At 72.9% G+C, this 9,391-nt stretch carries 8 protein-coding genes; 6 read left to right on the forward strand and 2 right to left on the reverse strand.

Annotated elements, in window-relative coordinates; translation table 11 throughout:
• Positions 1-149 precede the first annotated feature (149 nt).
• On the reverse strand, positions 150-1,670 hold the full coding sequence (locus OU416_RS38970) for a bis-aminopropyl spermidine synthase family protein (RefSeq protein ID WP_270932122.1): 1,521 nt from the start codon (positions 1,668-1,670) through the stop codon (positions 150-152).
• A gap of 152 nt (positions 1,671-1,822) precedes the next feature.
• On the opposite strand from OU416_RS38970, the gene OU416_RS38975 reads away from it, so the two are divergent.
• Genes OU416_RS38975 through OU416_RS38990 form a run of 4 tightly spaced genes read left to right on the forward strand, consistent with a single transcriptional unit; the run spans position 1,823 to position 5,122 of the window.
• A complete protein-coding gene (locus OU416_RS38975) occupies positions 1,823-2,914 on the forward strand; it encodes an ABC transporter ATP-binding protein (protein WP_270932123.1) in 1,092 nt (363 codons plus the stop codon).
• Positions 2,911-3,567 (forward strand): ABC transporter permease, encoded by a 657-nt coding sequence (locus tag OU416_RS38980; protein WP_270932124.1) that lies wholly within the window; start codon positions 2,911-2,913, stop codon positions 3,565-3,567. Before OU416_RS38975 ends, OU416_RS38980 begins: the two co-directional genes overlap by 4 nt.
• Complete coding sequence (locus OU416_RS38985; protein WP_270932125.1) at positions 3,564-4,244, forward strand: ABC transporter permease; 681 nt, start codon at positions 3,564-3,566, stop codon at positions 4,242-4,244. The genes OU416_RS38980 and OU416_RS38985 overlap by 4 nt, the downstream gene beginning before the upstream one ends.
• Positions 4,244-5,122, forward strand: coding sequence for an ABC transporter substrate-binding protein (locus tag OU416_RS38990; RefSeq protein WP_270932126.1), 879 nt, complete (start codon positions 4,244-4,246; stop codon positions 5,120-5,122). The genes OU416_RS38985 and OU416_RS38990 overlap by 1 nt, the downstream gene beginning before the upstream one ends.
• A 159-nt stretch (positions 5,123-5,281) precedes the next feature.
• On the opposite strand, the gene OU416_RS38995 is transcribed toward OU416_RS38990, so the two are convergent.
• Positions 5,282-6,058, reverse strand: a complete 777-nt coding sequence (locus OU416_RS38995; RefSeq protein WP_270932127.1) for an IclR family transcriptional regulator — start codon at positions 6,056-6,058, stop codon at positions 5,282-5,284.
• A gap of 97 nt (positions 6,059-6,155) precedes the next feature.
• Here OU416_RS38995 and hutH point away from each other — a divergent pair, with 97 nt between their 5' ends.
• On the forward strand, positions 6,156-7,688 hold the full coding sequence (hutH, locus tag OU416_RS39000; RefSeq protein WP_270932128.1) for a histidine ammonia-lyase: 1,533 nt from the start codon (positions 6,156-6,158) through the stop codon (positions 7,686-7,688).
• A 14-nt stretch (positions 7,689-7,702) separates the two neighbouring features.
• Positions 7,703-9,352: a urocanate hydratase gene (gene hutU / locus OU416_RS39005; RefSeq protein ID WP_270932129.1), complete on the forward strand. Its 1,650-nt coding sequence runs from the start codon at positions 7,703-7,705 to the stop codon at positions 9,350-9,352.
• Positions 9,353-9,391: the final 39 nt, after the last annotated feature.

The raw sequence follows: 9,391 nt of genomic DNA on the forward strand, positions 1-9,391 counted from the left end.
ATGGTGTCGCACCGGCGAACGGCCTATTCGAACGGGTCGATCGCCCGGAGGAATATGCCGCGAAGATAGGTGGCGCAATGAAACAATTGTGCCTTCAACGAATCCGGAATTGCGTGCGGTGCGGGTGGTGACCGCACCGCACGCGCCGGTCAGAGGTGCGGCAGGAGCTCTTCGATTCGGTGCCGGGGGAGGTCGATCAGGCGCAGGTCCAGGTCGTCGGGCACCGGGGCGAGCGCGGCGATGCGCTCCTTGGCGGCGCGCTTGGTGAGCTCCGGGTCGACGTGCGCGATCAGGCCTTCGCGCCAGACGTTGCCGAGCTTGCCGTGCGCCCGCTGCAGCAGGTGACCCGCCGCCGAGTCCGGTTCCACCAGCTCGGCCACCACGACGGCGTGCTTGGCGTCCGGCGTGCTGCGGTGGAAGCGCAGCCGGTACTTTGCCGCGACCAGTTCGGACAGCGCGCGCTGGGCGCGTTCGCTGGTGATGTCCGGGTGGTTGTTGCCGACCACGAACCCGACCCGGTCGGCGTTGGCGGCCAGCAGCATGCGCAGCAGCCACGGCCCCGGGTCCGAGCGCAGGTCGTGCACCGACGGCTGCCGCCTGCCCGGTCGCGTCCAGCCGGGCTCGTGCAGCGCGGTGACCGGGCTGCCGAGGCGTTCGCCGATCGCGGCCAGGAACTCCGGCGGTGCCGCCGCTTCCCGCGCCTCCACCGACTGCGGGCCGTGCGTGTAGATGCCGGGCGCCTGGCGCAGCGCGAGCTTGCGGGTGTGCGCGGTCGGCTGGCACACGTAGAGGTCGCTGGCGCTGCCGATGGCCTGCGCGCCGAAGTAGCGGTGGAACCGCGGCAGGATCGCCTCGAACACCATGCCCAGCCGCAGCAGCTCCTGCTGCACCTTGTGCCCCAGCGCCGGCGTCCGCGGGCTGTAGCCGTAGGCGACGAGCAGCCTGCTCTGCGGCCCGGCCAGGCATTCGGCCGCGCGGGTGGCGAACAGGCCGATGCCCTCCGGGGTGTAGGGCGGGTCGGTGAACACCAGGTCGGCCCAGCCCTCCAGCACCGGCGGCAGCCCGAAGCGCAGGTCGGCGTGCAGCGTGCGGACGCCGAAACCGCGCTCGGCCGACACCGCGTCGATGTGCTGCAGGATCCGCTCGTCGACGTCCACGACGGTCACCGACACCGACGGCGCCACCAGGCCCAGCGCCAGCGAGGCCAGGTCGTGGTCGCCGAGGCAGAGCACGTTGGCCCCGCGCAGGTCGTAGTTGTCGCGCAGCCACTCCGCGCGGCGCAGCGCGGTTTCCGGGGTGGCGGTGACGTGGTCGAGCGCGGCCGCCGGTTCCGGCCCGCCCTCGATGAACTCGCGCATCAGCGCCAGCTGCGCGGCTCCCGCGGGCGCGGGCGACTCGTCCAGCGCGAAGTGCTCCCGGTAGCGGTCGCGGGCCCGCGGGGCGATCCGGTGGGCGCTGCCGGTGGTCTCCAGATCGGGGCCGATCGCGGCGAGCAGGTCCTCGACGGTCCGCCGCGCCACCGCGGTGCGGCGGATCAGCTCGTCGAGCTCGACGGGATCACCCGTGAGCTGCGCGAGGACCTCGCGCAGGCGGCGCGCGAGCACACCGGCGTCGGCGAGCAGTCCCTGCACGGCGTCGATAGGACCTGGAGTGGCATGCGGAGCAGTCATGGGGTGAATCAGCTTACGTGGCCTGGTCCGGGCCTGCGCTCCCACCAGGCGGAACAAGATCACGCATAGGTATCGGCGATCGCAGGATGCGTCCGATCGAGCTAGGGTCGGCCGGGTTTGAGGGGGACCGCGACTTACGTGAGGGGGCTCGCTTGATCGAGTTCCAGGCCGTGCGCAAGGAGTACCAGAACGGCACCGTCGCCGTCCACGAGCTCAGCCTGTCGGTGCGGACAGGCACCATCACCGTGCTGGTGGGTCCTTCCGGGTGCGGGAAGACCACGTTGATGCGGATGGTGAACCGGATGATCGAGCCGTCGTCGGGCAAGGTGCTCGTCGGTGGCACCGACGTGCGCGAGCGCGACCCGGCGGAGCTGCGCCGCGGCATCGGCTACGTGATCCAGCAGGCGGGGCTGTTCCCGCACCGCACCGTGCTGGACAACATCGCGACCGTGCCGCTGCTGCACGGCCGCGGCAAGCAGGAGGCCCGGCAGCGCGCCGGTGAGCTGCTGGAGCTCGTCGGGTTGCAGCCGGAGCTGGCCAAGCGCTACCCGGCGCAGCTCTCCGGCGGTCAGCAGCAGCGCGTCGGGGTGGCCCGCGCGCTGGCCGCCGACCCGCCGGTGCTGCTGATGGACGAGCCGTTCAGCGCGGTCGACCCGGTGGTGCGCGAGGGCCTGCAGGACGAGCTGCTGCGGTTGCAGGACGAGCTGGACAAGACGGTCCTGTTCGTCACCCACGACATCGACGAGGCCATCAAGCTCGGGGAGAAGGTCGCGGTGCTGCGGCAGGGCGGGTACCTCGCCCAGTACGCCGAGCCCGACGACCTGCTGGCCGAACCGGCCGACGACTTCGTGACCGCCTTCGTCGGCCGCGACCGCGGCTACCGCCGGCTGTCCTTCGTGGACTCCGACAGCCTGAGCCCGCAGCCGGTGGACACCGTCGAGCTCGGCACCAGGGTGGACCGTCAGCAGCAGTGGCGGCTGGCGCTGGACGAGGCGGGCCGGCCGCGCGGCTGGCTGCCGCCGGAGACCGAAGTGGACGGTCCGCTGGGCGAGGACCGGCTGGTGGCGGGCGGTTCGCTGTACTCGCGGGGCGCTCCGCTGCGCGGCGCGCTGGACGCCGCGCTGTCGGCGCCGACCGGGCTGGGCGTGGTGGTCGACGGCGACGGCGGGTACGTCGGCGTGGTCACCGCCGAGCACGTGCTCGGCGTGATCGAGCGGCACCGCCGCCCCGAGGGGCTGCCGTGATCGACTACTTCGGCAGCCCGAGCAACCGCGAACTGGTGCTCGAACAGCTCACCGAGCACATCTACCTGGCCCTGCTGCCGCTGCTGCTCGGCGTGCTGCTGGCGCTGCCGCTGGGACGGCTGGCGCAGCAGGTGCGCTGGCTGCGCGGCGCGCTGCAGGGCACCGCGAACGTCGTCTACACGATCCCGTCGCTGGCGCTGTTCGTGATCATCCCCGGGGTGCTGGGCACGCCGCTGCTGTCGTCGGTCAACGTGGTCATCGCGCTGACGCTCTACACCGCGGCGCTGCTGGTCGGCCCGGTCAAGGACGCCCTCGACTCGGTGCCGGTGCACATCGTCGCCGCCGCCACCGCGCTGGGCTACCGGCCCGCCCGGCGCTTCCTCACCGTGGAGCTGCCGCTGTCGGTGCCGGTGCTGGCCGCCGCCGTGCGGGTGGCCTCGGTCAGCAACATCAGCATGGTCAGCGTCGGCGCACTGGTCGGCATCGGCGGGCTGGGCAGGCTGTTCACCGACGGCTTCCAGCGCGACTACCCGGAGCAGATCGTCATCGGCATCGTGCTGACGCTGCTGCTGGCGCTGGTGGTGGACCTGCTGCTGGTGCTGCTGTGGCGGCTGGCCACGCCGTGGGCGCGGGCGGGGGTGAACGCGGCATGATCGGCGCGCTGATCGCCTGGCTGACCGACCCGGCGCACTGGACCGGGCCGGGCGGAATCCTGGCGCAAACGCTGCGGCACCTCTACTACTGCGCGGTGTCGGTGGCGGCGGCCTCGCTGGTGGCCGTCCCGCTGGGCGTCTACATCGGACACACCGGTCGCGGTGCGGTGCTGGTGGTCGGCGTCGGCAACGCGATGCGCGCGCTGCCCACCCTCGGCCTGGTGACGCTGCTGGTGCTGGGCTTCGGGCTCGGTGAGCTGCCCGCGCTGGCCGGACTGGTGATCCTGGCGATCCCGTCCATCCTGTCCGGCACCTACGCCGGGATCCGCAGCGCCCCGGCCGATGCGGTGGACGCCGCCCGCGGCATGGGCATGACCGCCGCGCAGCGGCTGTGGCAGGTGGAGCTGCCGACCGCGCTGCCGCTGGTGCTCGGCGGGGTGCGCAGCGCGATGCTGCAGGTGGTGGCCACCGCGGCCGTCGCGGCCTACGTCGGGCTCGGCGGGCTGGGGCGGATCCTGCTGGACGGTTTGAAGATCAGTGACTACGCACAGATGGCTTCGGCCGCGATCGTGATCGCGGTCCTTGCGGTGCTGCTCGACCTGGTGCTGGCCGGGGTGACCCGGCTGCTGGTGCCGCGCGGTCTGCAGCTGGCCGCCCGACGAGGAGGTAAGGACTGATGAAGCGGTTGCTGGTGTGCGCTGCCGCGGCGGCGCTGCTGCTGACCGGCTGCGGATCGCAGGACCCGCTGGCGGCCAGCGGGAACCAGGGCGGAACGCTGGTGGTCGGCTCGGCGGACTTCGCGGAGAGCGAGCTGCTGATGCACATCTACGCGGAGGCGCTGAAGACCACCGGCGCCGACGTGCAGACCAAGCCCCGCATCGGCGCCCGCGAGTTCTACGTGAACGCGGTGCGCAACGGGGAGCTCTCGGTGGTGCCCGACTACACCGGGAACCTGCTGGCCTACCTGGACCCGGCGGCCACCGCCACCGAGTCGCAGCAGGTCTACGACCAGCTCGCCAAGACCGTGCCCGGCGAGATGGAGCTGCTGGCGCAGTCCCCGGCGGAGGACTCCGACGTGCTGACCGTCACCGCCGCCACCGCGAACAGCGGGCTGCGCTCGATGGCCGACCTCGGGCCGCGCTGCGGTGAGCTGGTGCTGGGCGCCCCGGCGGAGTGGAAGTCGCGCTGGGAGGCCAAGATCGCCGAGGACTACGGCTGCACGTTCAAGGAGATCCGGCCGGTCGAGGCGGGCACCATCACGGTGAACGCGCTGACCGACGGGCAGATCCAGGTGGCGAACCTGTTCACCACGTCCTCGCAGATCGCGGAGAAGGACCTGGTGAAGCTGGACGACCCGAAGAACATGTTCCCGGCGCAGAACGTGGTTCCGCTGGTGCACAAGGGGAAGCTGACCCCGGAGCAGGGCGCGGCGCTGGACAAGGTGTCGCAGGCGCTGACCACGGAGAAGCTGACGGACCTCAACCGCCGCCTGGAAGTGGACAAGGCCAACCCGGCGGACCTGGCCAAGGAGTTCATCGCCACCGCGGGCCTGTAGCGGCGGGGATCTCGGAGGGCGCTTCCACCACGTGGAGGCGCCCTTCGTCGTTCAGACGTCCTGGTCAGGACCCGTGAGTGTTTTGTGGGGCTATAGCACCACAAAGTGCTCACGGGACCAGCCGACACGGAGCTTCCACGCGACCGTTCAGGGGCGCCGTCAGGTGGGGCGGCCGCTGATCCTGGTGGTGAGTTCGGCCGCTGTGCGGTGGACCTGGGCCGCCAGGTCGGGCCAGGTCTCGGCGCACGGGCCGTCGCAGAGGTGGCGGAAGGTCACGCTGATCGCCGCGATCGGGCGGCCGCCGTGGTCGAACACCGGGCACGCCACCGAGGCGAAACCCGCCGTGACGAAGCCGTCCTCGACGGCCCAGCCGAGGCGCTGCTCGGTGGCGAGCAGACGGCGCAGCTCGGGGAGGTTGCGGGGCCCTCGGTCGGTGCGGCGGACGAACCGCTCGTTGGAGGGCAGCAGGGCGCGCACCTGCGCCGCGGGCAGGTGCGCCAGCATCGCGCGGCCGGACGCGGTCAGCTGGGCGGGCAGGCGCACGCCCACGTCGGTCACCAGCGTCTGCGGCTGCGACGGGCGCTCCTTGATCAGGTACAGCGATTCGCCGCCGTGCAGGACGCCCAGGTGCGCGGTGGCGCCGACCTCGTCGACCAGGCGGCGCAGCAGCGGCCCGGCCAGCCGCTCCAGCGGGTCGTGGCGGAGGTAGGCGGAGCCGAGCTCGAAGGCCGCCATGCCCAGGCCGTAGCGGCGCTCCTCGGGCAGGTGGGTGACGAATCCGGCCGCCACCAGCTCGGCCAGCAGGTGGTAGGTGGTGGAGCGGGGCAGCTCCAGGTCGCGGGCGATGACGCCGGCCGACACCGGCCCGGCCCGCCCGGCCAGCAGCCGCAGGACCGCCAGGCCCCGCCGCAGCGCGGGCACGTCGCTGCTGCTCACGGCACCTCCTCGAGCGCGAACCGAGCTGTCTGGGATGCCAGACAGTGTCACTCTATCCGGGCTTCTGCGAATCGTCTCCGGGCGCTGGTATGGAGGCATGGAAGACAACGCGCTGAACCTCGGCCCGGAACCGCTCGGCCGCGACCAGGTCATCTCGGTCGCCCGCGGTGGGGCCCGGGTGGTGCTGACCCAGCTCGCCGAGCAGGGCATCGCCACCACCCGCAAGCACGTCGAGGCGCTGGCCGCCGAGCAACGCCCGGTCTACGGGATCTCCACCGGGTTCGGCGCGCTGGCCGTCCGGCACATCCCGGCCGACCGGCGCGCGGCGCTCCAGCAGGCCTTCGTGCGCTCGCACGCCGCGGGCACCGGGCCCGCGGTGGAACCGGAGGTGGTGCGCGCGCAGATGCTGCTGCGCCTGCACACCGTCGCCACCGGCCGCACCGGGGTCCGCCCGGCGACCGCGCACGCGCTGACCTCGATGATCAACGCCGGCATCGTGCCGGTGGTGCACGAGTTCGGCTCGCTGGGCTGCTCCGGCGACCTCGCGCCGCTGGCCGCGGTGGCGCTGGCGCTCACCGGCGAGGGCGAGGTCTTCGACGCCGACGGCGTCCGGCGCCCGGCCGCCGAGGCGCTGGCCGCAGCCGGCATCGAGCCGGTGACGCTGGTGGAGAAGGAAGGCCTGGCGCTGACCAACGGCACCGACGGCATGCTCGGCATGCTGGTGCTCGCGGCGCACGACATCAACGCCCTGCTCGACGTGGCGGACGTGACCGCGGCGATGAGCGTGGAGGCGCTGCTGGGCACCGACCGGGTCTTCGCCGCCGACCTGCAGCGGCTGCGCCCGCACCCGGGTCAGGCGGTGTCGGCGGCGCGGATCCGCGCGCTGCTGGCCGGATCGCCGATCGTCGCCAGCCACCGCGGCCCGGACTGCACGCGCGTGCAGGACGCCTACTCGCTGCGCTGCTCCCCGCAGGTGCACGGCGCGGCGCGCGACACCGTCGCCCACGCCGAGGCGGTCGCGGACTGCGAGCTGGCCGCGGCCATCGACAACCCGGTGGTGCTCGACGACGGGCGCGTGGAGTCCAACGGCAACTTCCACGGCGCGCCGCTGGCCTACGTGCTGGACTTCCTGGCCATCCCGCTGGCCGACGTGGCCAGCATGGCCGAGCGCCGCACCGACCGGATGCTCGACGTGGCCCGCTCGCACGGGCTGCCCGCGTTCCTGGCCGACGACCCGGGCGTGGACTCCGGGCACATGATCGCGCACTACACCCAGGCCGGGCTGGTCTCCGAGCTCAAGCGCCTCGCGGTGCCCGCGTCGGTGGACTCGATCCCGACCAGCGCGATGCAGGAGGACCACGTGTCGATGGGCTGGTCGGCGGCCCGCAAGCTCCGCCGCGGCATCGACGCGATGGTCAGCGTGCTGGCCGTCGAACTGCTCACCGCGGCCCGCGCCCTCGACCTGCGCGCGCCGCTGGAGCCCGGCCCGGCCACGGCTGCGGTGCGGGACCTGCTGCGCACCCGCGTGCCCGGCCCGGGCGCCGACCGGCACGTCGCGCCGGAGATCGCCGCGGCCGAAGAACTGATCCGCTCCGGCGCGGTGCGTGACGCCGTCGCCGAGTTCCTGTGACCCGGAGGGTTGTCATGAGCCAAGCCCGACCCGTGCGCGCCGCGCGCGGCACGACGCTGACCGCGCGCAGCTGGAGCACCGAAGCGCCGCTGCGGATGCTGCAGAACAACCTGGACCCGGAGGTCGCCGAGCGGCCCGATGACCTGGTGGTCTACGGCGGCACCGGCAAGGCGGCCCGCAACTGGTCGTCCTTCGACGCGATGGTGCGCGAGCTGACCGACCTGCGCGAGGACGAGACGCTGCTGGTGCAGTCCGGCAAACCGGTCGGCGTGCTGCAGACCCACGAGTGGGCGCCGCGGGTGCTGATCGCCAACTCCAACCTGGTCGGCGACTGGGCGAACTGGACGGAGTTCCGCCGCCTCGACGCGCTCGGCCTGATGATGTACGGGCAGATGACCGCGGGCTCGTGGATCTACATCGGCACGCAGGGCATCCTGCAGGGCACCTACGAGACGTTCGGCGCGGTGGCCGCCAAGCGCTTCGGCGGCACCCTCGCCGGCACCCTGACGCTCACCGCCGGGCTCGGCGGCATGGGCGGCGCGCAGCCGCTGGCGGTGACCATGAACGACGGCGTGGCGCTGGTCGTGGAGTGCGACCCGGAGCGCGCGCACCGCCGCGTCCGGCACAACTACCTGGACGAGGTCGCCGCGGACCTCGACGACGCGATCGACAAGGCCGTTGCGGCGAAGAAGGAACGGCGCGCCTACTCGGTCGCGGTGATCGGCAACGCGGCCGAGGTGCTGCCGGAGATCCTGCGCCGCGGCGTGCCGGTGGACATCGTCACCGACCAGACCTCCGCGCACGACCCGCTGTCCTACCTGCCGCTGGGCGTGGCGCTGGAGGACTGGGCCGACTACGCCGCGGCCAAGCCCGAGGAGTTCACCGAGCGGGCGCGCGAGTCGATGGCCAAGCACGTGGAGGCGATGGTCGGCTTCCTCGACGCGGGCGCGGAGGTGTTCGACTACGGCAACTCGCTGCGCGGTGAGGCGCAGCTCGCCGGCTACGAGCGGGCGTTCGCCTACCCGGGCTTCGTGCCCGCCTACATCCGGCCGCTGTTCTGCGAGGGCAAGGGCCCGTTCCGGTGGGCGGCGCTGTCCGGCGATCCGGCCGACATCGCCGCGACCGACCGGGCGATCCTGGAGCTGTTCGGCGAGGACGAGCACCTGTCCCGGTGGATCAAGATGGCGGGCGAGCGGGTGTCGTTCCAGGGCCTGCCCGCGCGGATCTGCTGGCTCGGCTACGGCGAGCGCGCGGCGGCCGGGGAGCGGTTCAACGAGATGGTGGCCTCCGGCGAGCTCAAGGCGCCGCTGGTGCTGGGCCGCGACCACCTGGACTGCGGTTCGGTGGCCTCGCCGTACCGGGAGACCGAGGCGATGGCCGACACCTCGGACGCGGTCGCCGACTGGCCGCTGCTGAACGCACTGGTCAACACGGCCTCCGGAGCGACGTGGGTGTCGCTGCACCACGGCGGCGGCGTCGGCATGGGGCGTTCGCTGCACGCCGGTCAGGTCACCGTCGCCGACGGCACGGCGCTCGCCGGGCAGAAGCTGGCGCGGGTGCTGACCAACGACCCGGGCATGGGCGTGATCCGCCACGTCGACGCCGGCTACTCGCGCGCCGAGGAGGTCGCGGCGGAGCGCGGCGTCCGGACGCCGCTGGTGTGATGCGGTGCGGCGTCGGTTTCGCCTGAAAACGAAGCCCCC

The organism is Saccharopolyspora indica, from assembly GCF_027853965.1.
Taxonomy (GTDB): domain Bacteria; phylum Actinomycetota; class Actinomycetes; order Mycobacteriales; family Pseudonocardiaceae; genus Saccharopolyspora; species Saccharopolyspora indica.

Excerpts from the sequence above, each read along its gene's own strand:
- OU416_RS38970 (WP_270932122.1), bottom strand. The coding sequence starts at position 1,670 with ATGACTGCTCCGCATGCCACTCCAGGTCCTATCGACGCCGTGCAGGGA.
- OU416_RS38985 (WP_270932125.1), top strand. The coding sequence starts at position 3,564 with ATGATCGGCGCGCTGATCGCCTGGCTGACCGACCCGGCGCACTGGACC.
- hutU (WP_270932129.1), top strand. The coding sequence starts at position 7,703 with ATGAGCCAAGCCCGACCCGTGCGCGCCGCGCGCGGCACGACGCTGACC.
- OU416_RS38990 (WP_270932126.1), top strand. The coding sequence starts at position 4,244 with ATGAAGCGGTTGCTGGTGTGCGCTGCCGCGGCGGCGCTGCTGCTGACC.
- hutH (WP_270932128.1), top strand. The coding sequence starts at position 6,156 with ATGGAAGACAACGCGCTGAACCTCGGCCCGGAACCGCTCGGCCGCGAC.